Genomic DNA, 24,424 nt, shown 5'->3' on the forward strand with positions numbered 1-24,424 from the left:
CACCACTCCTCTGGTCAGTCCGGAACCTGCGTTCCGTCGTCAATATCCGAAAAACCCGGTTGGGTTTTGGCCTTGCGGCCCTTGAAATCCACAATTGGCGCAAGCCGCGCCTCGCGCAACTCGTCCAGCACGAAGCCCAGCGCCTGCAGCGTTGCCGGCGCGCGCTTCTTGCTCACTTTTTGACCCGGCTTGGGCTCGGGCGCATCGCTCCAGACGATTTGCCAGCCCGGGGCGCCGGCGCCCTCTACCTGTGCGGCCCGCTCCAGCGTGCCGCGAAATTTCTTGCGGTTGGCAGCCACCTGGCCAGCCGCCGCGGCGCCCATGGGCGCCTTGAGCGTGATGTCGATCACCTCGCCCACGAAACGTTCGAAATCCTGCTCATTGCGAAGCGGCCGGTCAATACCCGGCGATGACACTTCGAGCCGCTTGTAGTCGACGCCGTCGACCTCGAGCGCGAATTGCAGCTGGCGCGTCACCTTCTCGCAGTCCTCGACCGTGACGAAGGGCTCCGGCAGGCCTGCAGCCACAGCTTCCGAGGTGGGGGCTTCCCAGGGCAAATCAATCGTCACGCGCAGCAATCCCCCGGCCGAACGTTCGATCTCGACCAGGTCGTAGCCGAGGCCGGCCACGGTTTGTTCCACTACTTGCTGCAATGCCACGTGTTCGAAAGCGCCTTTTAAATGCCCGGCCCTGCCATCCGCCCGCCACGGATGCCAGATAGCCATGAATGAATGCCTGGAATGGATGGACCAAAAAAAACGGGCGGTTGGTACCCGCCCGTTTGGTCGTGAGCCTCGAATTATATGCTATTTGTGCAATTAATGAAGGGCCTTTGAACGCCCGCGCGGCTATTGCCCGGCATTGCCACGCGATTTGAACCAGACCAGCGCAAACAGGACCGCTCCCAGCGCCAATGCCGCCGCCGCGACCAGCAGCGGCAACTGGAAAGACCCCGTCCGCTGGGCGAGCGGCGCGGCAAACAGCGGACCGACGATCTGCCCCACCCCGTAGGAAGCCGTCGCGTAGCCGATCAGCCCGGCTGCCGCATTGCCGCGCAGCCGGCGCGCATCCCGCATCGCGAAAAGGGTGATGGCGGTGAACGGCATGCCCAGCAGGAGACTGCCGAGCGCGAATCCGGCGATGCTCGGCCAGGCCACCGACAAAACGACGCCCAGCGCCTGCAGCGCGTAGGCGACGGCCAGGAGCAGCCGGTTGTCCCAGTGCGTCGGCGCGCGGGCCCCGATCAATGCGCCCGGAATGATGGCCAGCCCGAAGAGCGGCCAGAAGAAGTCCGGCCAGGACGATCCTGGCAGCGCCTGGCGGGCGATCACCGGCAGGAAGGTGGCGGTGATGATGTAGCCGAAGCCCGCCAGCCCGTAGAGCGCGACCAGCCAGATCGCGTCGCTGCGGTCGGCCGGCCCGGCCACGCGAGCCGCCGCGGCGGGCGCCGGAGCCGCGCCGCCAGCGGCATGAACGTGCTCGCCGTCATCGAATACCCGCCAGATCACGGCAATCAGCACCACCGCCAGGACGCCCAGCCCGATCCAGCCCGCCTCCGAACCCCAGCGCCCGAGCGCGCCGCCGAGCAGCCCGGTCATGGCGATGCCGATCCCCGGCCCGGTATAGATCACGCCGGCCAGCGTCGGCGCGTTCGTCTCCGCCAGCCGGCGCAGCCCCCAGCCCGAGGCGAAGACGAAGACCCAGGCGCTCATCACGCCCGCCGCCGTGCGCAACACGCCCCAGCTCGTGAAGCTGTGCAGCAGCCCCATGCCGACCAGCAGGGCCGCCGTGGCCACGAGCCCGCCGCGCACCATGCTCGACGCCTTGATGCCGATGGCCGCGCAGCTCACTGCGCCAAGAAAGTAGCCCAGGTAGTTGAGCGAGGCCAGCACCCCGCCCGCGGCGAGTTCCAGCTTTCCCTCGTGCAGCATGATGGGCAGCATGGGCGTGAAGGCAAAGCGCCCCAGGCCCATCGCCACCGACAGAGTGACCATGCAGGCCAGCGCCGCGCGCCAGGCTCCGCGCCGGTCGCGTCCGATTTCCGACATTTCTCGCAGTCTCCGTTGTTGTTCTACTCAAGCAGCGCGGCAGCCACCAGCTTCTTCGTATATGGATGCTCGGGCGCATCGAGCACGCGCTCGACCTGCCCGGTTTCGAGGATCGCCCCGTCCTTCATCACGATGACGTTGTGCGCCATCGCGCGAATCACCTCGACGTCGTGCGTGATCAGCAGGTAGCTCAAGCCGCGCTCGCGCTGCAGGCGCTGCAGCAACCCCAGCACCTGCTTCTGGATCGTGACGTCGAGCGCGCTGGTGGGCTCGTCGAGCACCAGCAGCCGGGGATCGACGATCAGCGCCCGGGCGATCGCCAGGCGCTGCCGCTGCCCGCCCGAGAACTCATGCGGATAGCGCTCGAGCAGCGCCGGAAACTGCGTCTCCGTCAGCCCGACATCCGCCAGCGCGGCAAGCGCACGCGCCCGGCGCGCCTCGACGCCGAGCTCGGGCGCATGCACGCGCAGCCCCTCGCCCACGATCTGCTCCACCGTCATGCGGGGAGAGAGCGACGAGAACGGGTCCTGGAACACCACCTGCATGGTGCGGCGCAAGGAGAGATCGGAGGCCCGGTCGACCGCCCACCCCTTGCCCGCGACGGTCAGCGCGCCCTGGTACTTCAGCAGCCCGAGCGCCGCCAGCGCGAGCGTCGACTTGCCCGAGCCCGACTCGCCGACCACACCCAGCGTCTCGCCGGAAGCGATGCGGAAATCCGCCCCCTGCACCGCGACGAACTCGCCCTTGCGGAACCAGCCGGCGACGCCCGGCCTCGGCACGGGGTAGACCACCCGCAGGGCCTTGGCCTCGATCAGCGGCGCCGCACCCGGGCCGCCAGCGACGGGCGCCACGTTGCGCTCGGGATGGCTGTCGATCAGCTTGCGCGTGTAGGGATGCTGCGGGGCGTCGAACACGGATGCAACCGCGCCATGCTCGACGATATGGCCGTTCTCCATGACCACCACGCGGTCGGCGAAGCGCCGCACCAGGTTCAGGTCGTGCGTGATGAGCAGCACCGCCATGCCGTACTTGCGCTGCAGGTCGGCCAGCAATTCGAGGATCTGCGCGCGCACGGTCACGTCGAGCGCGGTGGTCGGCTCGTCGGCCAGCAGCAGGCGCGGCTTGCAGGCGAGTGCCATGGCGATCATCGCGCGCTGGCGTTGGCCGCCCGACAGCTGGTGCGGAAACGCCCTCGCCCGCCGCGCCGGCTCCGGAATGCCAGTGTCGGCCAGCAATTGCACGGCAGCCGCCTGCGCCGCGCGCGCCGACAGCCCCTCATGGAGCTCGAGCACCTCGGCGATCTGGTCGCCCACGGTATAGAGCGCGTTCAACGCGGTCATCGGCTCCTGGAAGATCATGGCGATCTCCTTGCCGCGGATGCCGCGCAGCTCGCGCTCGGGAATCGACAGCAGGTCGCGAGAGCCCTGCACGCGTTCGCCACCAAAGAGTCGCGCCGTGCCGGACAGGTCCGCGTTCTGCACCAGCCGCAGCAGCGACAGCGCGGTGACGGTCTTGCCCGAGCCCGATTCGCCAACGAGCGCGAGCTTTTCACCTGCGGCCATCCGGAAGTCGATGCCGTGCACGACCTCCTTGCCGCCGAAAGCGACGCGCAGGTCCTTCACGTCGAGCAAGGATTGACTGGGCATGGTGCTCATCACTTGTCGGCCTTCCGCGGATCGAGTGCGTCGCGCAGGGCGTCGCCCATGAAGGTCAGCAGCATCAGCGTGAGGACCAGCACGCCGAAAGTGGAAATCGAGATCCACCAGGCGTCGATGTTGGCCTTGCCCTGGCTGAGCAACTCGCCGAGCGACGGCGTGCCCGGCGGCACGCCCAGCCCCAGGAAGTCGAGCGAGGTCAGCGCCAGGATGGCCGCGCTCATCCGGAACGGCAGGAAGGTGACGACCGGCACCATGCTGTTGGGCAGGATGTGGCGCCACATGATCTGCAGGTTGCCCACGCCCAGGGCGCGCGCCGCGCGCACGTAGTCCATCTGGCGATTGCGCAGGAACTCCGCCCGCACATAGTCGGCCAGCCCCATCCAGCCGAACAGGCTCAGCAGGATGAGCAGCAGCGCCACGCTGGGCGCGAAGATCGCGCTGAAGATGATCAGCAGGTAGAGCTCGGGCATCGAGCCCCATATCTCGATGAAGCGTTGGAACGCGAGGTCGGTCTTGCCACCGAAGAAGCCCTGGATCGCGCCAGCGACGATTCCGAGCACCACGCCGATCCCGGTCAGTGCCAGTCCGAATAGCACGCTCACGCGAAAGCCGTAGATCAGCTGCGCTAGCAGATCGCGGCCACGGTCGTCAGTTCCGAAAATGTTCTCGCCAGAAGGCGCAGCGGGGTTCGGCTGCTTCGCGAAGTAGTTGAGTGTGCGGGGGCCGTAGCGGTTGGGTGCGTAAATCGCCCAGTTGTCGCCTTTGGTGATGCGCTCCTCGATGAACGGATCGAGATAGTCCGCGGGCGTCTCAAAATCGCCGCCGAAGGTTTTCTCCGAGTAGTCACGCAGTACGGGGAAATAAGTCGTTCCCTCGTAGCGAACCACGAGCGGCTTGTCGGTCGAGAGCAACTCGGCGAACAGGCTCAGCACGACCAGTACCGAGAAGATCAGCAGGCTCCAGAAACCCAGCGGGTTGCGGCGAAAGCGCCGCCAGGCGCGGCGGCCGGGGCTGATGGATACAGGCGCGTCAGTCAAACTTCACCCTCGGGTCGACCCAGACGTAGCAGAGATCGGAGATGAGCTTGGTCACCAGGCCGATCAACGTGAAGAGATACAGCGTCCCCAGCACCACTGGGTAGTCGCGGCGAATCACGCTCTCATAGCTCAACAAGCCGAGGCCGTCGAGCGTGAACAGCGTTTCGATCAGCAATGCGCCAGTGAAGAAGGCGCCAATGAAAGCCGCCGGAAAGCCCGTAATGATCGGGATCAATGCATTGCGAAAAACGTGCTTCCACAGCACTTGTCTTTCGGCCAGCCCTTTGGCACGGGCTGTCGTTACATACTGCTTGCGGATTTCTTCAAGGAAGGAGTTCTTGGTCAGCATGGCGGTGACCGCGAAACTGCCGAGAACCATGGACGTCACCGGCAGTGCGATATGCCACAGGTAGTCGATGATGCGCGCCCCCCAGGTCATGGTCTCCCAATTCGGAGAAGTCAGCCCGCGCAACGGGAACCACTGCAGCTTGCCGCCAAAGATCACGAGCAACGCCACGCCCAGCACGAAACTCGGAATCGCATAGCCGACGAGCACGATCAATGTGGTCCCGAAATCAAAGCGCGACCCCGCGCGCACGGCCTTGGCCACGCCCAACGGCACCGCGATCAGGTAGCTGATGAAGAACGTCCACAAACCCAGGCTGATCGAGACCGGAAGCTTTTCCTTGACCAACTCCCACACAGCCTTGCGCTGATAGAAGCTCGTGCCCAGATCGAAGCTCGCATAAGACTTGAGCATGATCCACAAGCGTTCGTGGGCCGGCTTGTCAAACCCGTAGAGCTGCTTGATCTCCTCGATGCGCTGAGGATCGAGCCCCTGCCGACCTCGATAGCCGGCGCCGCTGCTCGCAGCGCGCTCGCCGCCCGAATCGCGCCCTTGCAACTGGGCCACCATCTGCTCAACCGGTCCACCGGGCACGAACTGGATCACGATGAAGGTGACGATCAGCACGCCAAGCAGCGTGGGGATCATGAGCAGCAGGCGCTTGAAGATGTAGCTCGTCATGGGTGCGTGCGATTCATGCCTGATCTTGCCTACTTGTTCGCGGGCGAAGCCCACCAAGTCGAAACCGCCCAATCGTCGGCCTGGTAGTACAGCGGAATCGTCGGCGGCAGCACGAACGGACGGGGCCGGTAACCGATCAGGAAGGTGTTGCTGTTGTACTGAGGAATCGAGTAATAGCCATGCGAGAGCACCCTGTCCAACACGCGCATGGCCGTGGCGAGTTCGGGACGCGTAGTGGCCGCGACCACCTTGCCCACGATCGCATCGACGGCCGGGTCCGACACGCCCCAGAGATTGAAAGACCCCGGGGTGGCTGCCGCCTTGGAGCCGAACAGCTCGAGCAGCTCTCCACCCGGCGCGTTGCTGCCCGGAAGACGCAGCGAGGTCATCTCGAAATCGAAGTTTTGCATGCGCTGCTGCGATAGCGAGAAGTCGACGTTGCGGAACGTCATCTCGATGCCGAGCTTCCGAAGCGCCGTCTGCATCGGCGTGACCACGCGAACCAATGAGGGCTGATCGTTGAGGAATTCGATCGTGAATGGCTCGCCTTCGGTATTACGCAGCGCTCCATCGCGGTAGGTCCAGCCCGCCTCGGCCAGCAGCGCACTGGCCTTGCGCAGGTTCTCGCGCAGGCTGCCAGGCGGGGCGGTGTTCGGCGGAATCGGAGCCGGACCGAAAACATCCGGCCGCAGCTTCGGTCGCAGCGGCTCCAACAGTGCCAGTTCGTCAGGCTTGGGCAGACCCTCGGCATGAAACTCGCTGTTCGGGAAATAGCCCTGCACGCGCGTGTAGAGGCCGTAGAACATCTGTCGGTTGAGCCATTCGAAGTCCATCGCCAGGCCAATGGCCTGCCGCACGCGGATGTCCTTGAACTTTTCCTTGCGGGTATTGAACACATAGCCCTGGAAATCGCCGGGGTTGTGGTTCTCGAAGGCCCGCTTGACGAGTTCGCCACTGTCGAACTGCTTGCCCGTGTACTGGCGGGCCCAGTTGCGCGAGCTGAATTCGCGCATGAAGTCGAACTCTCCGGCCTTGAGTCCCTCGAAACGCGAAGTCTCGTCGAGGTAGACCTTGAAGGTGACGCGATCGAAGTTGAACTGACCCTTGCGAACCGGGAGATCCACCCCCCAGTAGTTCGGGTCGCGTACATAGGTAATGTCGCGGCCCAGACGGTTGCTGGCGGGCCGATAAGGGCCCGATGCGACGGGCAGGTCTGTTGTGATTTGATCGAAGGGCTTTCCGCCACCCCAGGTGCGGCTGAAGATCGCCATGCCTCCCACGACCAGTGGCAGTTCGCGGTTCGGACTGGCGAAATCGAAGCGCACGGAGCGCTCGCTGACCGCAGTGGCCTTCTTGACCTCGGCGTAGATCGTCCGATACTGCGGCGCCGCCAGCTTGCCGGTGAGCGTTTCGAACGAATACACCACGTCGGCCGCCAGCACCGGAGTGCCATTGTTGAATTTCGCCTTGGGATTGAGGCGGAAGGTCGCCGATAGGCGGTCGGGAGCAACCTCCACGTCCTCGGCCAGCAGGCCGTAGGCGGTGGTCGGCTCCTCGAAATTTCCCGTGAGCAGGCTCTCGAACATCAACGTGGCGATATCCGAGGGAGCTGTCCCCTTGAGCGTGAACGGATTGAACTTGTCGAAGTTGGTGGGCCGCGTGGGCGGCACCAGCCGGATCTCCCCCCCCTTGGGCGCACCTGGATTCACGTATTCGAAATGCGTGAACCCCGCCGGGTACTTGATGTCCCCGAACTGCGCATAGGCATGAGCAGCCCATGAGGGGGCTGCCGAGAGCGCCAACGTCATCCAAAGCAGCCAACCTCGCATGCGAGAATTCTGCCCAAGATTTTCACAAGGCAACCTCATGGGCTTTCTTTCGGGCAAGAAACTGCTGATCACCGGTGTATTGAGCAGTCGCTCCATTGCTTATGGCATTGCCAAGGCCTGTCACGACCAAGGCGCGGAACTCGCCTTCAGCTATGTCGGCGAGCGATTCAAGGACCGTATCACCGAATATGCCGCAGACTTCGGCTCGAAGCTGATTTTCGACTGCGACGTGAGCGACGATGCGCAGATCGACAAGCTCTTCGCCGATCTCTCGCAGGCCTGGCCCAGGTTCGACGGCTTCGTGCACAGCATCGGTTTCGCCCCGCGCGAGGCCATCGCGGGCGACTTCCTCGACGGGCTCTCGCGCGAAGGCTTCAAGGTCGCGCACGACATCAGCGCATACAGCTTCCCGGCAATGGCCAAGGCGGCCCTGCCCTATCTCAACGACAAGTCGGCCCTGCTCACGCTGACCTACCTGGGCGCCGAGCGTGCCCTGCCCAACTACAACACCATGGGCCTGGCCAAGGCCTCGCTCGAAGCCTCGGTGCGCTACACGGCCGCCTCGCTCGGCCCCAAGGGCATGCGCGTGAACGGCATCAGCGCGGGCCCCATCAAGACGCTGGCCGCCAGCGGCATCAAGGGCTTCGGCAAGATGCTGGCGGCGGTGGCCGACGCATCGCCTATCCGCCGCAACGTGACCATCGAGGAAGTCGGCAACGTGGCCGCCTTCCTGCTGAGCGACCTGGCCAGCGGCGTGACGGCCGAGATCACCTACGTGGACGGCGGCTTCAGCAACGTGGTCGGCGGAATGGCCGAATAACCCCGCCGACGCCTGCTGCGCCACGGCCGCTCGAGCGGCCTTTTTTCGCTATTCATTTCATAGCAACGTGCTGAACCGCCGCTCCCTGCTGCTCGCCGCCTTCGGCCTGGCCATCGCGCCGGCCGCGCTCGCGCGCGAGTCCGCCCCATTGCTCATGCTGGCCGAGACGTACCGCCCCGGCATGTCGCTGGCGGACTACTGGGTGAGCGAGAAGTACGACGGCGTGCGCGCCTACTGGGACGGCCAGCAGCTCTGGACGCGCGGCGGCGAGAAGATCGTCGCGCCGGCATGGTTCACCACCCCGCTGCCGAAACAGCCGCTCGACGGCGAACTCTGGGCGGGCCGGGGCCGGTTCTCGCACGCGGTGTCGACGGCACGCAACCAGACGCCCAACGACATCGCGTGGCACGAGATGCGCTTCATGGTGTTCGACCTGCCCACGCAGCCCGGCGATTTCACGGCGCGGCTGGCGGCCCTGCGCAAGCTGCTGCCCGTCACCGGCGCACCGTGGGTGGTGCCGGTGCCGCAGGAGCGCGCGACCACGCACGAGGCGCTGCAGGCACTGCTCGACAAGACGGTGAAGATGGGCGGCGAAGGCCTGATGCTCCACCGCGGCGCTTCGCTCTACAAGGGGGAGCGCAGCAACGACCTGCTCAAGGTCAAGCCCTACGAGGATGCCGAAGCCCGGGTGATCGAGCATGTGCCCGGCAAGGGCAGGCATGGCTCCCGGCTGGGCGCGCTGGTGGTCGAGACGCCCGACGGCAAGCGCTTCAGGCTCGGCACCGGCCTCACCGACGCCGAGCGCGAAAACCCGCCCGCCATCGGCACCTGGGTGACCTACCGCTACAACGGCCTCACCGCCAAGGGCCTGCCCCGCTTCGCGCGCTTCATGCGGGTGCGCGAGGGCTGATCGATCGACCCGATCGACCGACCGACCGGGCCGGTATCGGCCCTTCAGCCCACCTCAGCCCCGCTGACCGGTTACTTCGATTCCTTGACGCAGTCCGCGTAGTAGCGCTTCTTGCCCGTCTCGTCGACGCGTGCCACCAGGCCGTGGATGTCGGTCTCGAAGCCCGGGCACTGCGTGTTGAACTCGCGCGAGAACTTGAGGTAGTCGACGATCTTCTTGTTGAACACCTCGCCCGGGATCAGCAGCGGAATACCCGGCGGGTACGGGGTGATCAGGCTGGTGGTGATGCGGCCTTCGAGGTCGTCGATTTCCACGCGCTCGGTCTTGCGGTGCGCGATGTGTGCGAAGGCGTCGCTGGGCTTCATGGCCGGCGTCAGGTCGCTCAGGTACATCTCGGTCGTGAGGCGGGCCACGTCGTAGCGCGCGTACAGCTGGTGGATGTGGTGGCACAGGTCGCGCAGGCCCAGGCGCTCGTAGCCGGGGTGCTGCTGGCAGAACTCGGGCAGGATGCGCCACATCGGCTGGTTGCGCGCATAGTCGTCCTTGAACTGCTGCAGCGCCGTCAGCAGCGTGTTCCAGCGGCCCTTGGTGATGCCGATGGTGAACATGATGAAGAAGCTGTAGAGGCCCGTCTTCTCCACGATCACGCCGTGCTCGGCGAGGAACTTGGTCACCACGCTGGCCGGAATGCCGGTCTCGGCGAAGTTGCCTTCGAGGTCGAGGCCCGGCGTGACGATGGTCGACTTGATCGGGTCGAGCATGTTGAAGCCGTCGGCCAGTTCGCCGAAGCCGTGCCAGTTGCGCGGCGAATTCTTGCCCTTGCTCTTGCCCTTGGGCTGGCCGTTCTTCTCGCCGTGCATGATCCAGTCTTCCGCACGGCCGATGCCCTCCTCTACGAGCTTTTCGGGGCCCCAGACCTTGAACCACCACTCGTCCTTGCCGAACTCGTCCTCGACCTTGCGCATGGCGCGGCGGAAGTCCAGCGCCTCGAGGATGCTCTCCTCCACCAGGGCGGTGCCGCCGGGCGGCTCCATCATGGCGGCGGCCACGTCGCAGCTCGCGATGATCGCGTACTGCGGGCTGGTCGACGAGTGCATCAGGTAGGCCTCGTTGAAGAGGTCGCGGTCGAGCTGGCGGTTCTGCGAGTCCTGCACCAGCACATGGCTGGCCTGGCTGATGCCGGCGAGCAGCTTGTGGGTGGACTGCGTCGCGAACACCAGCGATTCCTTCGGTCGCACGCGGCGCTTGCCCATCGCGTGGTAGGCACCGTAGAACGGGTGGAAGGCCGCGTGCGGCAGCCAAGCCTCGTCGAAGTGCAACGTGTCGACGTAGCCGTCGAGCATGTTCTTGATGGTCTCGGTGTTGTAGATCACGCCGTCGTAGGTCGACTGCGTGAGCGTCATCACGCGCGGCTTGACCTTGTCGGCATCCACGTCGGCCAGCAGCGGGTTGGCCTTGATCTTGGCCTTGATGGCGCTCTGCTCGAACTCGCTCTTCGGAATGGGTCCGATGATGCCGAAGTGGTTGCGCGTGGGCTTCATGAACACCGGAATCGCGCCGGTCATGATGATCGCGTGCAGGATCGACTTGTGGCAGTTGCGGTCGACCACCACCACGTCGCCCGGCGCCACCGTGTGGTGCCACACCATCTTGTTGCTGGTGCTGGTGCCGTTGGTCACGAAGAAGCAGTGGTCGGCATTGAAGATGCGCGCCGCATTGCGCTCGCTGGCCGCCACCGGGCCGGTGTGGTCGAGCAGCTGGCCCAGCTCTTCCACCGCGTTGCAGACGTCGGCACGCAGCATGTTCTCGCCGAAGAACTGGTGGAACATCTGGCCCACCGGGCTCTTGAGGAACGCCACGCCGCCCGAGTGGCCCGGGCAGTGCCACGAGTACGAGCCGTCTTCCGCGTAGTCGATCAGCGCCTTGAAGAACGGCGGCTGCACGCTCTCGAGGTAGCTCTTGGCCTCGCGGATGATGTGGCGCGCCACGAACTCGGGCGTGTCCTCGAACATGTGGATGAAGCCGTGCAGCTCGCGCAGGATGTCGTTCGGCAGGTGGCGCGAGGTCTTGGTCTCGCCGTAGATGTAGATCGGCACGTCGGCGTTCTTGCGCCGGACTTCGCCGATGAAGGTGCGCAGGTTCAACACGGCCGGATCGAGGTCGGGGCCGATGGTGAACTCCTCGTCGTCGATCGACAGGATGAAGGCGCTGGCACGGCTTTGCTGCTGGGCGAACTGGCTCAGGTCGCCGTAGCTGGTGACGCCCAGCACCTCGAAACCCTCCGTCTCGATGGCCTGCGCGAGCGCGCGGATGCCGAGACCCGAAGTGTTTTCGGAGCGGAAGTCCTCGTCGATGATGACGATGGGAAAGCGGAATTTCATGAGCGGGGCTCCGGACAGGCAGACAGACAGCAATGTGGCGAGGCGCGAAGTGTACGGAATTCGGATGACGGATCCGGTCAGCTTCGCGCAAGCCATCCGGAGCAGTCAGGCAAGGCCTCTTTTGCAGTCTCCGGCACAGTACCCCTACGCACGGCAAGCGCTTGAAGCGAATGCATCAGAATGGCGCGCATCGAACAAGTAACAAGAGGAGTCGACATGGCGAATTCCACTGTCTGGTGGCTGATTGCGGGGGCGGCCATCGTGGTCGAGTTGCTCTCGGGCACCGTCTATCTTCTCCTGCTGGCAGCCGGTTTCGCTGCCGCGGCCATCGCGGCGCACCTGGGCTTCGGTACCGTCACCCAGCTCATCGTGGCCGCCGTCATCGGCGTGGGGGCCGTGCTGGTCTGGTACACGATCCAGCGCAAGCGCCCTCCCGCCCCGCCCACCGAAGCCAACCGCGACGTGAACCTCGACATCGGCGAGACCGTGCAGGTCGATGCCTGGAATCCCGACGGTACGGCGACGGTGCGCTATCGCGGCGCGCAATGGACCGTGATCCAGCGCGCGGGCCGCACGCCCTCCACCGGCGAGCACCGCGTGGTCGAGGTGGTCGGCAGCCGGCTGGTGGTCGACAAGGTTTAGTCAGTCCGTCGTAGGTAGAACTCAGAAAAGGAAGCGCACCATGGAATTCTCGGTACCTCTCATCATCCTGGTCATCGCGATCATCTTCATCAGCCAGTCGGTCAAGTTCGTGCCGCAGCAGAACGCCTGGATCCGCGAGCGGCTGGGCAAGTACCACGGCACGATGACGCCCGGCCCCAACTTCCTGATTCCGTTCATCGACCGGGTGGCCTACAAGCACAGCCTGAAGGAAATCCCGCTCGACGTGCCCAGCCAGATCTGCATCACGCGCGACAACACGCAGCTGCAGGTCGACGGCATCCTGTATTTCCAGGTCACCGACCCGATGCGCGCCAGCTACGGCTCGTCGAACTACATCGTGGCCGTGACCCAGCTCGCGCAGACCTCCCTGCGCAGCGTGATCGGCAAGCTGGAGCTCGACAAGACCTTCGAGGAGCGCGACGTCATCAATGCCCAGGTGGTGGCTGCGATCGACGAGGCGGCGCTCAACTGGGGCGTGAAGGTGCTGCGCTACGAGATCAAGGACCTGACCCCGCCGAAGGAGATCCTGCAGGCGATGCAGCGCCAGATCACCGCCGAGCGCGAAAAGCGCGCGCTGATCGCCGCCTCCGAAGGCCGCCGTCAGGAGCAGATCAACATCGCCACCGGCGAGCGCGAGGCCTTCATCGCCCGCTCCGAGGGCGAGAAGCAGGCGCAGATCAACAACGCCCAGGGTGAAGCCGCCGCCATCACGGCAGTGGCCACGGCAACGGCGGACGCCATCGAGCGCGTGGCGGCTGCCATCCGCCAGCCCGGCGGCGAGCAGGCCGTGCAGCTCAAGGTGGCCGAGCGCGCCGTCGACGCCTACGGCAAGGTCGCGGCCGACTCCAAGACCACGCTGATCGTGCCCAGCAACATGACCGAAACCGCCACGCTCATCGCTTCGGCGATGCGGATGGTGCAGGCCGGCAAGTCTTCGGTGCAAGGTCAGGCAAATCAGGGCTGAACTGACTGCTACAATCGTGGGCTCAGGAGCGGTGGATGAGCGGTTTAAGTCGCACGCCTGGAAAGCGTGTGAGGGTTAATAGCCCTCCGCGGGTTCGAATCCCGCCTGCTCCGCCAGAGATTGATTGTTCGTAACCGTTCACGGACACTCGAACGACACAGGAAGCCCAGTCGCCACAAGCGCCTGGGCTTTTTTGTCGTCCGGCCCTCTCTCCCTCTCTCCGTTTGAAGAACGGCAATGCGTTGCTTTGCAACAACCGGGACATGGGCAACCGGCCCCTCCCGTCTGGAGCTACGATCCGAAGGTTCTAATTTCACGCCAGCAAAGGATCCCCGATGGCCGGAAAACCGCAAAAACCGTCTCGCGGCACGACACCGCTGGACCAAACCCTGGAAAAGAGCGAACAGGTGGCGGCGGATGTTCAGCGGGCGTCGGACAACCTCGCCGTGGTGAACACGGTGCTCGAGCAGGAACTGCCCGAGGAAGTGCAGGTCGGCGAGGTGGCGCAGGCCATCGAGCACACCAGCCAGCTCGAGGAAAAGCTGGCCAAGTCGGCCGAGAAGCTCGCCGAGGTCAACGCCGCGCTGAGCGAGGAAATCGAGAAGCGCCTCGAGGTGACGGCCGAGCGAGACGAAAGCCAGGCGCTGGCCGAGAAGCTCAAGGCGAAGATCCGCGCAGAAGGCGCGGACTGACCTCGCACCGGACCGCGTCCGTATCCCTTCTCCTACGCCGGGCGGGCGTCAGGCACGCTACGCTATTCGTTCTCAAAGCGAAACCACGGCATGGCCCTCATCACGTTCCTCGTCGAGGACAACAAGACCATCAGGGACAACCTGGTCCCGGCACTGGAGGATCTGGTCAACGGCCGGGTGGTCGGCTTCGCCGAAACCGAGACGGAAGCCCTGGCGTGGCTCGCCGAACACCCTGATGGCTGGCAACTGCTGATCGTCGATCTCTTCCTGAAGGAAGGCTCCGGCCTCGGCGTTCTCGGCGGCTGCAGGGACCGCAAGCCCAGCCAGCGGGTGGTGGTGCTCAGCAACTACGTGACGGCGGACATCAGGGCGCGCTGCACTGCGCTAGGCGCGGATGCGGTGTTCGACAAGTCGCGCGACCTCGATGCGTTCATCGAGTACTGCAACGCCAACCGCCCCTCGGGCCTTGCGCCGCTCTGACTGCCTGCCATTGAAGCAGGCATGAAAAAGGGCCCGAAGGCCCTTTTCTCTTTTGTGCCGGAGCGAATCAGCGCACCACGGCGATCTGGGTACGCGCACCACCCTTGTAGGTGTACAGCGTCAGCGCGCCGTTCTTGATGTCGCCCTTCTCGTCGAAGGCGATCGGGCCGGTCACGCCCTTGTATTGCACCTTGCCGACTTCGGGCAGGTACTTGGCGGGGTCGGACGAACCGGCCTTCACCATGGCTTCGGCCAGCACGTTGACAGCGTCGTACACGTACGGTGCATAGATCTGCACTTCGACGCCGTTCTTGGTCTTGAACTTGGCCTTGAAGTCTTCCAGCGGCTGCTTGAAGTCGCCGTCCACGCCGCCGGCTTCCGCGCACACCACCATGTCTTCGCCGATGGCATCACCAGCCAGCTTCGGCAGCTCGCCGGTGCACAGGCCGTCGCCGCCCATGAACTTGACGTTCAGGCCCAGCTGCTTGACCTGCTTGAGCATCGGGCCGCCAACGGCGTCCATGCCACCGAAGAACAGCACGTCGGGCTTGGCAGCCTTCAGCTTGGTCAGGATGGCGTTGAAGTCGGTCGACTTGTCGGTGGTGAATTCGTGGCCCACGATGGTGGCGCCAGCAGCCTTGGCCGCCTTCTCGAATTCTTCGGCGACGCCCTGGCCGTAGGCGGTGCGGTCGTCGATCACGGCGATGTTCTTGCCCTTGAGCGTTTCGACGGCGTACTTGCCCAGCGTGCCGCCGAGCTGCGTGTCGTCAGCCACCACGCGGAACGTGGTCTTGAAGCCCTGGCGCGTGTACTTCGGGTTGGTTGCCGAAGGCGAGATCTGGGGAATGCCGGCGTCGCTGTACAGCTTCGAGGCGGGGATGGTGGTGCCCGAATTCAGGTGACCGACCACGCCGTTGACCTTTTCGTCCACGAGCTTCTGGGCAACGGCCGTGCCTTGCTTCGGATCGCCTGCGTCGTCTTCGGCGACCAGTTCGAACTTGGCAACCTTGTCGCCAACCTTGAGGCCCTTTGCATTCAGGTCTTCGATGGCCATCTTGGCGCCGAACTCGTTGTCCTTACCGAGGTGGGCAATGGGACCGCTGGTAGGTGCCACGTGACCGATCTTGATGACCAGGGTGTCTCCGGCAGGTGCGGGTGCAGGTGCAGCCGCCGGGGCCGCGGCCGTTGGCGCGGGCGCTGCAGCGGGAGCAGCAGCTTCTTCCTTCTTGCCGCAAGCCACGAGCGTGATTGCAGCCAGTGCGACCGCAGTCCATTTCAATTGCATGGGAACCTCCAGAACTTGGATGAAAAGAATAAAAAACACCGGTCGTACGATCCGGGCGCGCAGACCTCGCAAGTTTCGCGCCGCAGACCAGCGGCACCCTCACGCCCTTCCGACCTGCGGCGCAGTTTAGCCCAGTATTCAGGCCCCGGAAGCTGGCGTAGACCCGGTGTTTTCGCTGAGTTCAGCGGCCATTGCCTCGATCACAAGCGCGCGCAAAACGGCCTCGATTTCATTGCGCAGACGCGGCACCATCGCATCGAGCTGATGCTGAACGGCAGCTGACACGGTGTCGCTCAAACGCTCTTCCAGCGACAGGTCGACGCGCTGCAGCACGCGATGCAGCAACTGCTCTTCGAGGCTGACGATTTCCGCCTGCGAGAGCTGTGCGGCCGGAGGCAATGCCATCGAACTCGCCGGGTCCGGCTGAGGCGCCTGCGCGACCTGCGGCTCGGGACTCGCGGGCTCCGCCGGAACCTCGAGCACCGTCGTCAGCGTGGGAACGAACCGGGGCGGTGTGCGCAGCGTGCTGGCCATGTCAGGAACTCTTTGCGAAGTCGTGCGGCTGGATGGTGTAGCCACGATCGGCATAGTGGCGCCAGCGAGAACGGCCGACCTGGCGGTCGTTGGCCTCGTCGCTCACGATGTCGATCATGCGTTCGTAGCGCTCGAAGCCCGCAGGCACTTCGAGGCCCAGGTTCACCAGCATCTCGCGGTGCGGCAGCGAGGCCGCATCGGCTCCCTGCGCCGACAGCACCACGGGCGAGCGCGCGACGACGTGGGCCGGCGCGTCGTCGCGGCAATGCGCGACGAAGTCCACCGGCGAGAGCTGCCAGAGCGCCGCATCCACCGCGTCGAGCGAGCGCGCATCGCCCACCACTACCACGCGCAGGCCGCGCGTGTTCACGGCCTTGCGAACCAGCCGGCAGGCGTAGTTCAGCTTGTCGCGCGCGTTGTAGTGAAAGCCGATTTCCGTCACTTCGCGGACCGTGCCTTCTTGCTCGGAGCCTCGGCGGCCTTGGCCTTCCTGGGCTTCGCCTTGCCCGATGCGTCGCCGCTGCCCGCGCGGCTCGTCAGGTAGGACACCAGCAGGCCCACCGGACGGCCGGTCGAGCCCTTGGCCGCCCCGCTCTTCCAGGCGGTCCCGGCGATGTCAAGGTGCGCCCAGGCGAAGTCGCTGGTGAAGCGTTGCAGGAACTTCGCCGCGGTGATGGCACCGCCCGCGCGGCCGGCGATATTGGCCACGTCGGCGAAGTTGCTCTTCAGCCCTTCAGCGTAGTCGTCGTCCAGCGGCATGCGCCAGCAGCGATCCTGCGAGGTTTCTCCGGCGGCTTCGAGCGCGGCGGCGAGCGTGTCGTCGCTGGCGAACAGTCCGCTGCGCACGCCGCCCAGCGCGATCACGCAGGCGCCCGTCAGCGTGGCGATGTCGATCACCGCGGCCGGTTCGAAGCGCTTGGCGTAGGTCAGCGCGTCGCACAGGATGAGCCGGCCCTCGGCGTCGGTGTTGAGCACCTCGATGGTCTGGCCGCTCATGCTGGTCACCACGTCGCCCGGCTTCACCGAGCGGCCGTCGTTCATGTTCTCGCACGAGGGAATGAGGCCGACGACGTTGATGGCGGGCTGGATGTCGCCCAGCGCGCGGAAGGTGCCGAGCACGCTGGCCGCGCCGCACATGTCGAACTTCATCTCGTCCATCTCGGCAGCCGGCTTGAGCGAGACGCCGCCGGTGTCGAAGGTGATGCCCTTGCCGACCAGCACCACCGGCGCCTGGTCCTTGGGAGCCCCGTGGTAGCGCAGCACGATGAAGCGCAGCGGCTCGGCCGAGCCCTGGGCCACGGCGGCGAAGGAGCCCATGCCGAGCTTCTCGACTTCCTTCGGGCCCAGCACTTCGCACTTGATGTTCGGGAGCTTCGCCAGCTCCTTGGCGGCCTCGCCCAGCAGCGTGGGGGTAGCGTGGTTGGCGGGCCGGTTGCCCCATTCCTTGGCCAGTTCGATGCCCCGGACGGTGGCACGGGCCTGGTCGAACGCGCCGGCGATCGCGGCGGCATCGGCCACGCCGACGGTCAGCTGGCGGATGCTGCGGGGTTCGGCCTTCGACTTGGTGGTGGTGTAGACATAGCTGGCTTCGGCCGCCGCCGTGACGGCGCAAGCCACCGCAGCGCCGTCGGCGGGCTGCGCGAACACCAGGGTCACGCGCTTGGGCGCCTGGGCCTTGGCCGCGTTGATCGCCGCGACGACGCCCGTGCGCACCGAGGCCGGCTTGCCGTCGCCGATGGCGGCGAGCACCACGCGGGCGGCCACGACGTCTTCCGGACGGTAGAGCGCGAGCAGCTTGCCGGCCTTGTCGGGCAGGTCGCCGGCCTTGCGGGCACTGGCGGCAAGCACCGAAAGCGGGTCTTTGGAGGCGGGAGGAGCGCTGCCGACGAGCACGATCAGGACATCGGATTTCTCGGCTGCGGCCTGGGAAACGGTGAGGGTCTTGAGTTGAAAGTCCATAATCCTTTTTTTCCTCGAACGATGTTATTCCATTCTTCCCTACGCAAGGAGCTGTCCCGCAGCTTCGGAGCGACCCTCGTGGTACTGGTCACCATCGTGATGACCATGATGCTCATCCGCACCCTCGGGCTCGCGTCCAAGGGCAGTGTGAACCCGCAGGAGGTGTTCCTGGTCATGACCTACACGGTGCTCGGCTACATGCCGACCATCCTGAGTCTGAGCCTGTTCATCGCCATCGTCGGCACCCTCTCGCGCATGTACCGCGACAGCGAGATGGTCATCTGGTTCTCCAGCGGGCGCGGCCTGGCCGACTTCGTCAAGCCGCTGTTCCGCTTCGCCTGGCCGGTGCTGATCCTGATCGCCGTGATGGCGCTGGTGGGCTGGCCCTGGGCCAACTCGCAGACCATCGGCATGCGCAAGCAGTACGAGCAGCGCAGCGACATCGAGCGCGTGGCGCCGGGTGAGTTCCGCGAATCCGCCGGCCGGGTGCGCGTGTTCTTCATCGACAAGGAGACACCGGACAACTCCAAGGCCACCAACGTCTTCATCTGGTCGATCGAGCGCAACATGCAGATCACCACCTCGGCGCGCAGCGGCAGCATCGAGAACATCGGCGATTCGCGCTACCTGCTGCTCAACAACGGCCAGCGGCTCGAGCAGCCGATGGCGGCCACCGGCCTGAAGATCAGCGAGTTCAAGACCTACGGCACCCGCGCCGGCGGCAACTCCGGCCTGGTCAACGACGCGACGCCGCCGCGCGCGCGCACGACGCTGTCCCTGCTGACCGACGCCGGCGCCCCCAGCCGCGGTGAGCTGGCCTGGCGCATCGGCATGCTGCTGGCGGCCATCAACTTCGTGCTGCTGGCGCTGAACGTGTCCAGCGCCAACCCGCGCGTCGGCCGCAGCGGCAACCTGCTGCTCGCGCTGTTCGCCTTCGTCGTCTACTACAACATGCTCAACCTGGGCCAGAGCTGGATCAGCTCGGGCAAGTACGGCATGGGCGGCTTCATGCTGATGCTGCACGGCGGCGTGCTGCTGATCAACCTGGCATGGCTCGGCGCCCGTCAGAACAACTGGGGCCGGCGGATCAGGTCGAACCCGTCGACTCGCGCCGTGTCGCCCACACCCAAGATCGAACCCACGTGAAAACGATAAGACGCCTGATCTACGTCGAGGTGCTCAAGGCCGTCGCGTTCGTGACGCTCGGCTTCCTGTGCCTCTTCTTCTTCTTCGACTTCGTCGACGAACTGCAGTCCATCGGCAAGCCCGACAGCCTGAACTACGGGCCCGCGCAGGCGCTGGTCTACGTGACCCTGCTGGTCCCGAGCCATCTCTACGAACTGCTGCCGATCACCGTGCTGATCGGCTCGATCTTCGTCATGGCCCGGCTGGCGCAGAGCTCCGAATACACCATCCTGCGCACCAGCGGGCTGGGCCCCTGGCGCGCGCTGCGCACCCTGCTGCTGCTGGGCATCGGCTTCGTGGTGCTGACCTTCGCCATCGGCGACTACGTGGCGCCGGCTTCCGAGCGCACGGGCCAGCTGCTCAAGGCCAGGTACCAGGGCACCTACTCGCTGGCCGGCAACACGGGTGCCTGGCTCAAGGAAAAGCGGGACAACGCCTCCTACGCCGTGAACGTGCTGGCCATCGACCGCAAGGGCGCGCTGAAGAACCCACGCATCTTCGAGTTCGACGACAACGGCTACATCAAGACCCAGATCGTCGCCGCCTCGGCCACCATCGGCAACGACGGCCACTGGCTGCTCACAGACGTCGCCGAGCAGAAGTACGACACCCGCAGCTCGGCGGAGCAGGCGCACATCGTCACCACCAAGATCCCTCAGGTGAACTGGCCGACCTCGCTGACCGGGGAAATGGTGTCGGTCGCGCTGCTGCGCCCCGACCGGATGAGCACGATCGACCTGTTCGACTACATCCGCCACCTCGACGCCAACGGCCAGACCGCGCAGCGCTACGAGATCGAGTTCTGGCGCAAGGTGTTCTACCCGCTGTCGTGCCTGGTGATGGTGGTGCTCGCCCTGCCCTTCGCCTACCTGCACTTCCGCCAGGCCGGCATCACCACCTACGTGTTCGGCGGCGTGATGATCGGCATCAGCTTCTTCCTGCTGAACAACGTGTTCGGCTACCTGGGCAATCTCAGCAACTGGTCGCCCTGGCTCACGGCGGCGGCACCCGGGATGATCTATTCGGTGATGTCGCTCACGGCCTTCAGCTGGCTCGTGCTGCGACGATGACGCGGGGCATCGTCCTGCTGGCGCACGGCTCGCGCGACGAGCGCTGGCGCCAGCCCATCGAGGCCGTTGCTGCCCGGGTGCTCGCCGACGAGCCCGATGCCCGCGTGGCCTGCGCCTACATGGAACTGGCCGAGCCCGACCTGCCTACGGCCGTGGCAACGCTGGTTGCCGGTGGCGCCACCGCCATCCGCGTCGTTCCTCTCTTCCTGGGAATGGGCAAGCACGCCCGCGAAGACCTGCCGCACCAACTCGATGCGCTGCGCCAGCGCTGGCCGGCCATCGGCTTCACGCTCGCGCGGATCGTGGGTGAAGAGCCCGAACTGGTCGATCTCCTGGCAAGGATTGCGGTCAAATCCTGAACATCCGGCAATTTCAATAGATTCTGAAGGCATAATGAATTCCGCAATAAGACGGAATTTGATATGAATCTGCATCAGTTCAAGTTTGTTCAGGAAGCCGTGCGGCGCAACCTGAACCTCACCGAGGCGGCCAAGGCGCTGCACACCTCGCAGCCCGGTGTATCCAAGGCCATCATCGAACTCGAGGAAGAACTGGGCGTCGAGATCTTCGCGCGCCACGGCAAGCGGCTGAAGCGCGTCACCGAGCCGGGCCAGCACGTCATCGCCAGCATCGAGCTGATCATGCGCGAGGTGGGCAACCTCAAGCGCATCGGCGAGCAGTTCAGCGCCCAGGACAGCGGCACCCTCTCCATCGCCACCACCCACACCCAGGCGCGCTACGTGCTGCCGGTGCCCGTGGCCAACCTGCGCGAGGCGTATCCCAAGGTCAACGTGAGCCTGCACCAGGGCTCGCCCGACCAGGTGGCACGCATGGTGATCGACGAGATCGCCGAGATCGGCATCGCCACCGAATCGCTCGACGGCTACGCCGAGCTGGTGACCCTGCCCTGCTACGAATGGCAGCACGTGCTGGTGCTCCCCAAGGACCACCCGCTGGCCTCCAAGGAGCGCATCTCGCTGGAAGACCTGGCGAGCGAGCCGATCATCACGTACCACCCGTCGTTCACCGGCCGCACGCGCATCGACCACGCGTTCGCCCAGAAGAAGCTCACGCCGCGCATCGCGCTCGAAGCCATCGACTCGGACGTGATCAAGACCTACGTGCGCCTCGGGCTGGGCGTGGGCATCGTGGCCGAAATGGCTGTGCGCGACGAGTCGAATGCCGACCTCGTGGTGCGCCCGATGGGCCATGTGTTCGGCCAGAATATCGCGCGGGTTGCGTTCAAGCGCAGCGCCTATCTGCGCAACTTCGTCTTCAAGTTCGCGGAGCTGCTCTCCGACCGCCTCGACCGCAACCTGATCGCCAAGGCCTTGAGCGGCCACCAACAAGACTACGAGCTGTAAACAGGATCACCCCCAGGCTTCGCGCACTTCGTGTCGCTTCGCCAACCCCCTTCCGGGGGCAATACCTGCGGCCCGGCAAAGCCGGTTCCGCGGTGTTTCTGGAAGAGGCAGCGACGAGCAAGTGGCATGCGGAACAACAGTTGAAGAAATCACGAACATCATGAGCACGCCACCACGCACACCCGAAGTCGGCACCAAGCTGCCGGCCGTCGGCACCACCATCTTCACCGTGATGTCGGCGCTGGCCGCCGAGAAGAACGCGGTCAACCTGGGCCAGGGCTTTCCCGATTTCAACTGCGACCCGAAGCTGCTCGAGGACGTGACGGCCGCGATGGCGGCAGGCCACAACCAGTACCCGCCGATGCCGGGCATTCCGGCGCTGCGCGAAGCCATCTCGGCCAAGATCTCGGCGCAGTACGGCCATGACTACAGCCCGGCCACGGAGATCACCGTCACAGCCGGCGCCACGCAGGCGATCATCACGGCCATCCTCGCGGTGGTGCGTCCGGGCGACGAGGTGATCGTGCTCGAGCCCTGCTACGACAGCTACGTGCCCAACATCGAGCTGGCCGGCGGCAGCGTGGTGCGGGTGCCGCTGGTGCCGGGCACTTTCCGCCCCGATTTCGACAAGATCGCCGGCGCGCTCACGCCGCGCACGCGCGCCATCATCATCAACACGCCGCACAACCCGAGCGCCACGGTCTGGACCGAAGCCGAGATGCGGCGGCTCGAGGAGCTGCTCGCGCCCACCGACGTGTTCGTCATCAGCGACGAGGTCTACGAGCACATGGTGTTCGACAGCGCCCGGCACGAGAGCGTGGCGCGCTTCCCGGGCCTGGCCGCGCGCAGCTTCATCGTCAGCAGCTTCGGCAAGACCTATCACGTCACCGGCTGGAAGGTCGGCTACGTGGCCGCGCCGGCCCCGCTGATGGCCGAGTTCCGCAAGGTGCACCAGTTCAACGTGTTCACCGTGAACACGCCGATGCAGCACGCGCTCGCGCAATACATGGCCGAGCCGAAGCCCTACCTCGAGCTGCCGGCCTTCTACCAGCGCAAGCGCGACCTGTTCGCCGCGGGCCTGGCCGAGAAGACCCGCTTCAGGCTGCTGCGCAGCGAGGGCAGCTACTTCCAGTGCGTCGACATCTCGGAGGTGAGCGATCTGTCCGAGGCCGAGTTCTGCCTGTGGCTCACGCGCGAGATCGGCGTGGCCGCCATTCCGCTGTCGGCCTTCTACGGCAACGGCTTCGACCAGCGGGTGGTGCGCTTCTGCTTCGCCAAGAAGGACGAGACGCTGCTGGCCGCGCTGGACCGCCTCGCGCGGCTCTGAGGGCCGCACGCTCGGCAACCGGATGGCCATCACGATGAACAGGCCGCGCCGGGTGCTTCTTGCACTGGCGCTCTCGTTCGTCGTGGCGGGCGTGCTCTCGCCGATCGTGCCGTCGATGGCCGGCAAGCCGTACTCGGTGATCGACGTGGTCCACAGCCTGCTCATCGGGGCCCTCTGCTACACGTGGTGCCGAGCCGACGGGCTGGAGCGCGGCGTGCTGCCGCCGGGACGCTCGGCGCTGCTGGCCGGCCTGTTCCCGCCGCTGGGGGTGCCCCTCTATTTCTTCCGCACCCGGCCCATCGCCAGGGCGTTCGTCGCGACCCTTGGCGCGATCGGCTTCCTGGTCGTGTGCACCGTGCTGTCCGGCCTCTGCGCCATCGCCGCCGCCGCACTGTTCGGAAAGCCCCTGCCCGAATGAAGAACCCGGTCACGATCCTGAGGCTCGTTTTCGGTGCAGTGGCCGTGGTGCTGTGCAGCGTCGCCTGGCTGCTGCACCACAACACGACTTCCTTCATCGCATCGGCAAGCCGCACGCAGGGCGAGGTGATGCGGCTGCTCTACGTGGAAAGCTCGAAGCGCAACGAATCGGGCACCTGGAAGCCGCTGGTGCGCTTCAAGGCGCCGTCGGGCGAGATCATCGAGTTCGCGCCCTCGAGCAGCAGCAGCCCGCCTTCCTACGAAGTGGGCGAGACGGTGAACGTCTTCTTCGACCCGGAGAACCCGCAGGACGCCCGTCTCGACGGCTTCTTCTCGCTGTGGGGCGGCGCGACCATCACGGGCGGCCTGGGCCTTGTTTTCCTGCTGGTGACGGCGGGACTGCTGTTCGTGCCTGCGAGCGCACCGGCAAAGCGCCGACGCCCACGGTAGGACGTTGCCTGACCACCGGAGGGGCTACCCTCCGGCCTCCCACGCGACACGACAGGGCGAGCATGAAAGCTCATCACAACAACGCCCTGGAGACAAACATGTCGCTCTCGTTCATTCTGCTGATCGTCCTGATCCTGCTGCTGATCGGCGCACTGCCAAGCTGGGGCTACAGCCGCGCGTGGGGCTACGGGCCCAGTGGCGGCCTTGGCCTGGTCGTGCTGATCGTGGTGATCCTCGTGCTCATGGGGCGCATATAGGCCTTGCGACCATCGCGCCCCGAACACGAAAAAGGAAAAGCCCGCGCGAGCGGGCTTTTCTTCGTCC

General features: G+C 65.5%; 25 protein-coding genes and 1 tRNA gene. 15 read left to right on the plus strand and 11 right to left on the minus strand.

All coding sequences use genetic code 11. The annotated features are described in order from the left end of the window. Positions 1-14: 14 nt before the first annotated feature. The 6 genes from rimP to BMY35_RS02045 form a co-directional block, all read right to left on the minus strand. A complete protein-coding gene (rimP, locus tag BMY35_RS02020) occupies positions 15-659 on the minus strand; it encodes a ribosome maturation factor RimP (protein ID WP_093195316.1) in 645 nt (214 codons plus the stop codon). A gap of 189 nt (positions 660-848) precedes the next feature. Next, complete coding sequence (locus BMY35_RS02025; RefSeq protein ID WP_093195317.1) at positions 849-2,048, minus strand: YbfB/YjiJ family MFS transporter; 1,200 nt, start codon at positions 2,046-2,048, stop codon at positions 849-851. Positions 2,049-2,071: 23 nt separating this feature from the next. After that, positions 2,072-3,703 (minus strand): ABC transporter ATP-binding protein, encoded by a 1,632-nt coding sequence (locus BMY35_RS02030; protein WP_093195318.1) that lies wholly within the window; start codon positions 3,701-3,703, stop codon positions 2,072-2,074. Beyond that, entirely contained in the window at positions 3,703-4,743 is a 1,041-nt protein-coding gene (locus tag BMY35_RS02035) for an ABC transporter permease (protein WP_093195319.1), read from the minus strand. Before BMY35_RS02035 ends, BMY35_RS02030 begins: the two co-directional genes overlap by 1 nt. Continuing rightward, the gene (locus BMY35_RS02040; RefSeq protein ID WP_093195320.1) at positions 4,736-5,770 is read right to left on the minus strand and encodes a microcin C ABC transporter permease YejB; all 1,035 of its coding nucleotides are present in this window, start codon (positions 5,768-5,770) and stop codon (positions 4,736-4,738) included. Before BMY35_RS02040 ends, BMY35_RS02035 begins: the two co-directional genes overlap by 8 nt. 29 nt (positions 5,771-5,799) lie before the next feature. Next, on the minus strand, positions 5,800-7,599 hold the full coding sequence (locus tag BMY35_RS02045) for an extracellular solute-binding protein (RefSeq protein WP_093195321.1): 1,800 nt from the start codon (positions 7,597-7,599) through the stop codon (positions 5,800-5,802). Between the two features lie 37 nt (positions 7,600-7,636). On the opposite strand from BMY35_RS02045, the gene fabI reads away from it, so the two are divergent. Together fabI and BMY35_RS02055 are read left to right on the plus strand one after the other, a co-directional pair. Beyond that, on the plus strand, positions 7,637-8,419 hold the full coding sequence (gene fabI / locus BMY35_RS02050; RefSeq protein WP_093195322.1) for an enoyl-ACP reductase FabI: 783 nt from the start codon (positions 7,637-7,639) through the stop codon (positions 8,417-8,419). A gap of 67 nt (positions 8,420-8,486) precedes the next feature. Beyond that, entirely contained in the window at positions 8,487-9,329 is an 843-nt protein-coding gene (locus BMY35_RS02055; RefSeq protein WP_093195323.1) for a DNA ligase, read from the plus strand. Positions 9,330-9,400: 71 nt separating this feature from the next. Here BMY35_RS02055 and BMY35_RS02060 read toward each other — a convergent pair whose 3' ends face one another. Then, positions 9,401-11,710, minus strand: a complete 2,310-nt coding sequence (locus BMY35_RS02060) for an arginine/lysine/ornithine decarboxylase (protein ID WP_093195324.1) — start codon at positions 11,708-11,710, stop codon at positions 9,401-9,403. A gap of 216 nt (positions 11,711-11,926) precedes the next feature. Between BMY35_RS02060 and BMY35_RS02065 the strand changes: the two genes are divergently transcribed. From BMY35_RS02065 to BMY35_RS02085, 5 genes are all read left to right on the plus strand, one after another. Continuing rightward, positions 11,927-12,352: an NfeD family protein gene (locus tag BMY35_RS02065; protein WP_093195325.1), complete on the plus strand. Its 426-nt coding sequence runs from the start codon at positions 11,927-11,929 to the stop codon at positions 12,350-12,352. Positions 12,353-12,392: 40 nt separating this feature from the next. Next, positions 12,393-13,337 (plus strand): SPFH domain-containing protein, encoded by a 945-nt coding sequence (locus BMY35_RS02070; protein WP_093195326.1) that lies wholly within the window; start codon positions 12,393-12,395, stop codon positions 13,335-13,337. Between the two features lie 25 nt (positions 13,338-13,362). Continuing rightward, a tRNA-Ser gene (locus BMY35_RS02075) sits at positions 13,363-13,453 on the plus strand. 291 nt (positions 13,454-13,744) lie between these two features. Beyond that, positions 13,745-14,029 (plus strand): hypothetical protein, encoded by a 285-nt coding sequence (locus tag BMY35_RS02080; protein WP_240652021.1) that lies wholly within the window; start codon positions 13,745-13,747, stop codon positions 14,027-14,029. A gap of 90 nt (positions 14,030-14,119) precedes the next feature. Further along, positions 14,120-14,509, plus strand: a complete 390-nt coding sequence (locus BMY35_RS02085) for a response regulator (RefSeq protein ID WP_093195328.1) — start codon at positions 14,120-14,122, stop codon at positions 14,507-14,509. 67 nt (positions 14,510-14,576) lie between these two features. Here BMY35_RS02085 and BMY35_RS02090 read toward each other — a convergent pair whose 3' ends face one another. From BMY35_RS02090 to BMY35_RS02105, 4 genes are all read right to left on the minus strand, one after another. Next, a complete protein-coding gene (locus BMY35_RS02090) occupies positions 14,577-15,794 on the minus strand; it encodes a branched-chain amino acid ABC transporter substrate-binding protein (RefSeq protein WP_093195329.1) in 1,218 nt (405 codons plus the stop codon). 138 nt (positions 15,795-15,932) lie between these two features. Continuing rightward, positions 15,933-16,328: a hypothetical protein gene (locus tag BMY35_RS02095; protein ID WP_093195330.1), complete on the minus strand. Its 396-nt coding sequence runs from the start codon at positions 16,326-16,328 to the stop codon at positions 15,933-15,935. Position 16,329: 1 nt separating this feature from the next. Then, entirely contained in the window at positions 16,330-16,770 is a 441-nt protein-coding gene (locus BMY35_RS02100; protein WP_093195331.1) for a DNA polymerase III subunit chi, read from the minus strand. Beyond that, positions 16,767-18,287: a leucyl aminopeptidase gene (locus BMY35_RS02105; protein ID WP_093195332.1), complete on the minus strand. Its 1,521-nt coding sequence runs from the start codon at positions 18,285-18,287 to the stop codon at positions 16,767-16,769. Before BMY35_RS02105 ends, BMY35_RS02100 begins: the two co-directional genes overlap by 4 nt. 21 nt (positions 18,288-18,308) lie before the next feature. On the opposite strand from BMY35_RS02105, the gene lptF reads away from it, so the two are divergent. The 8 genes from lptF to BMY35_RS02145 all read left to right on the plus strand — a co-directional run bounded on the left by lptF (position 18,309) and on the right by BMY35_RS02145 (position 24,357). Further along, complete coding sequence (gene lptF, locus BMY35_RS02110; protein ID WP_093195333.1) at positions 18,309-19,433, plus strand: LPS export ABC transporter permease LptF; 1,125 nt, start codon at positions 18,309-18,311, stop codon at positions 19,431-19,433. After that, a complete protein-coding gene (gene lptG / locus BMY35_RS02115) occupies positions 19,430-20,542 on the plus strand; it encodes an LPS export ABC transporter permease LptG (protein ID WP_093195334.1) in 1,113 nt (370 codons plus the stop codon). The genes lptF and lptG overlap by 4 nt, the downstream gene beginning before the upstream one ends. Further along, the gene (locus tag BMY35_RS02120) at positions 20,539-20,901 is read left to right on the plus strand and encodes a sirohydrochlorin chelatase (RefSeq protein WP_093195335.1); all 363 of its coding nucleotides are present in this window, start codon (positions 20,539-20,541) and stop codon (positions 20,899-20,901) included. Before lptG ends, BMY35_RS02120 begins: the two co-directional genes overlap by 4 nt. A gap of 63 nt (positions 20,902-20,964) precedes the next feature. Next, positions 20,965-21,906: a CysB family HTH-type transcriptional regulator gene (locus tag BMY35_RS02125; RefSeq protein WP_093195336.1), complete on the plus strand. Its 942-nt coding sequence runs from the start codon at positions 20,965-20,967 to the stop codon at positions 21,904-21,906. Between the two features lie 160 nt (positions 21,907-22,066). After that, entirely contained in the window at positions 22,067-23,233 is a 1,167-nt protein-coding gene (locus tag BMY35_RS02130; protein ID WP_093195337.1) for a pyridoxal phosphate-dependent aminotransferase, read from the plus strand. A gap of 52 nt (positions 23,234-23,285) precedes the next feature. Further along, positions 23,286-23,651 carry a rard protein gene (locus tag BMY35_RS02135; protein WP_256228040.1) on the plus strand — a complete coding sequence of 122 codons (366 nt, stop codon included), beginning with the start codon at positions 23,286-23,288 and terminating at the stop codon, positions 23,649-23,651. Next, the gene (locus tag BMY35_RS02140) at positions 23,648-24,100 is read left to right on the plus strand and encodes a DUF3592 domain-containing protein (protein ID WP_093195339.1); all 453 of its coding nucleotides are present in this window, start codon (positions 23,648-23,650) and stop codon (positions 24,098-24,100) included. Before BMY35_RS02135 ends, BMY35_RS02140 begins: the two co-directional genes overlap by 4 nt. Before the next feature lie 98 nt (positions 24,101-24,198). After that, the gene (locus tag BMY35_RS02145; RefSeq protein WP_093195340.1) at positions 24,199-24,357 is read left to right on the plus strand and encodes a DUF3309 family protein; all 159 of its coding nucleotides are present in this window, start codon (positions 24,199-24,201) and stop codon (positions 24,355-24,357) included. The last annotated feature ends 67 nt before the right edge of the window (positions 24,358-24,424 follow it).

The sequence above is a fragment of the Variovorax sp. YR750 genome, assembly GCF_900109805.1.
Classification (GTDB): Bacteria; Pseudomonadota; Gammaproteobacteria; order Burkholderiales; family Burkholderiaceae_C; genus Variovorax; species Variovorax gossypii.

What these genes read in the sequence shown, in the direction of transcription:
- BMY35_RS02065 (WP_093195325.1), top strand. Translation starts at nt 11,927, where the DNA reads ATGGCGAATTCCACTGTCTGGTGGCTGATTGCGGGGGCGGCCATCGTG.
- BMY35_RS02125 (WP_093195336.1), top strand. Translation starts at nt 20,965, where the DNA reads ATGAATCTGCATCAGTTCAAGTTTGTTCAGGAAGCCGTGCGGCGCAAC.
- BMY35_RS02105 (WP_093195332.1), bottom strand. Translation starts at nt 18,287, where the DNA reads ATGGACTTTCAACTCAAGACCCTCACCGTTTCCCAGGCCGCAGCCGAG.
- BMY35_RS02095 (WP_093195330.1), bottom strand. Translation starts at nt 16,328, where the DNA reads ATGGCCAGCACGCTGCGCACACCGCCCCGGTTCGTTCCCACGCTGACG.
- BMY35_RS02025 (WP_093195317.1), bottom strand. Translation starts at nt 2,048, where the DNA reads ATGTCGGAAATCGGACGCGACCGGCGCGGAGCCTGGCGCGCGGCGCTG.
- BMY35_RS02130 (WP_093195337.1), top strand. Translation starts at nt 22,067, where the DNA reads ATGAGCACGCCACCACGCACACCCGAAGTCGGCACCAAGCTGCCGGCC.
- BMY35_RS02120 (WP_093195335.1), top strand. Translation starts at nt 20,539, where the DNA reads ATGACGCGGGGCATCGTCCTGCTGGCGCACGGCTCGCGCGACGAGCGC.
- BMY35_RS02085 (WP_093195328.1), top strand. Translation starts at nt 14,120, where the DNA reads ATGGCCCTCATCACGTTCCTCGTCGAGGACAACAAGACCATCAGGGAC.
- BMY35_RS02045 (WP_093195321.1), bottom strand. Translation starts at nt 7,599, where the DNA reads ATGCGAGGTTGGCTGCTTTGGATGACGTTGGCGCTCTCGGCAGCCCCC.
- BMY35_RS02040 (WP_093195320.1), bottom strand. Translation starts at nt 5,770, where the DNA reads ATGACGAGCTACATCTTCAAGCGCCTGCTGCTCATGATCCCCACGCTG.
- BMY35_RS02145 (WP_093195340.1), top strand. Translation starts at nt 24,199, where the DNA reads ATGTCGCTCTCGTTCATTCTGCTGATCGTCCTGATCCTGCTGCTGATC.
- BMY35_RS02090 (WP_093195329.1), bottom strand. Translation starts at nt 15,794, where the DNA reads ATGCAATTGAAATGGACTGCGGTCGCACTGGCTGCAATCACGCTCGTG.
- BMY35_RS02070 (WP_093195326.1), top strand. Translation starts at nt 12,393, where the DNA reads ATGGAATTCTCGGTACCTCTCATCATCCTGGTCATCGCGATCATCTTC.
- fabI (WP_093195322.1), top strand. Translation starts at nt 7,637, where the DNA reads ATGGGCTTTCTTTCGGGCAAGAAACTGCTGATCACCGGTGTATTGAGC.
- BMY35_RS02060 (WP_093195324.1), bottom strand. Translation starts at nt 11,710, where the DNA reads ATGAAATTCCGCTTTCCCATCGTCATCATCGACGAGGACTTCCGCTCC.
- lptF (WP_093195333.1), top strand. Translation starts at nt 18,309, where the DNA reads ATGTTATTCCATTCTTCCCTACGCAAGGAGCTGTCCCGCAGCTTCGGA.
- BMY35_RS02140 (WP_093195339.1), top strand. Translation starts at nt 23,648, where the DNA reads ATGAAGAACCCGGTCACGATCCTGAGGCTCGTTTTCGGTGCAGTGGCC.
- BMY35_RS02030 (WP_093195318.1), bottom strand. Translation starts at nt 3,703, where the DNA reads ATGAGCACCATGCCCAGTCAATCCTTGCTCGACGTGAAGGACCTGCGC.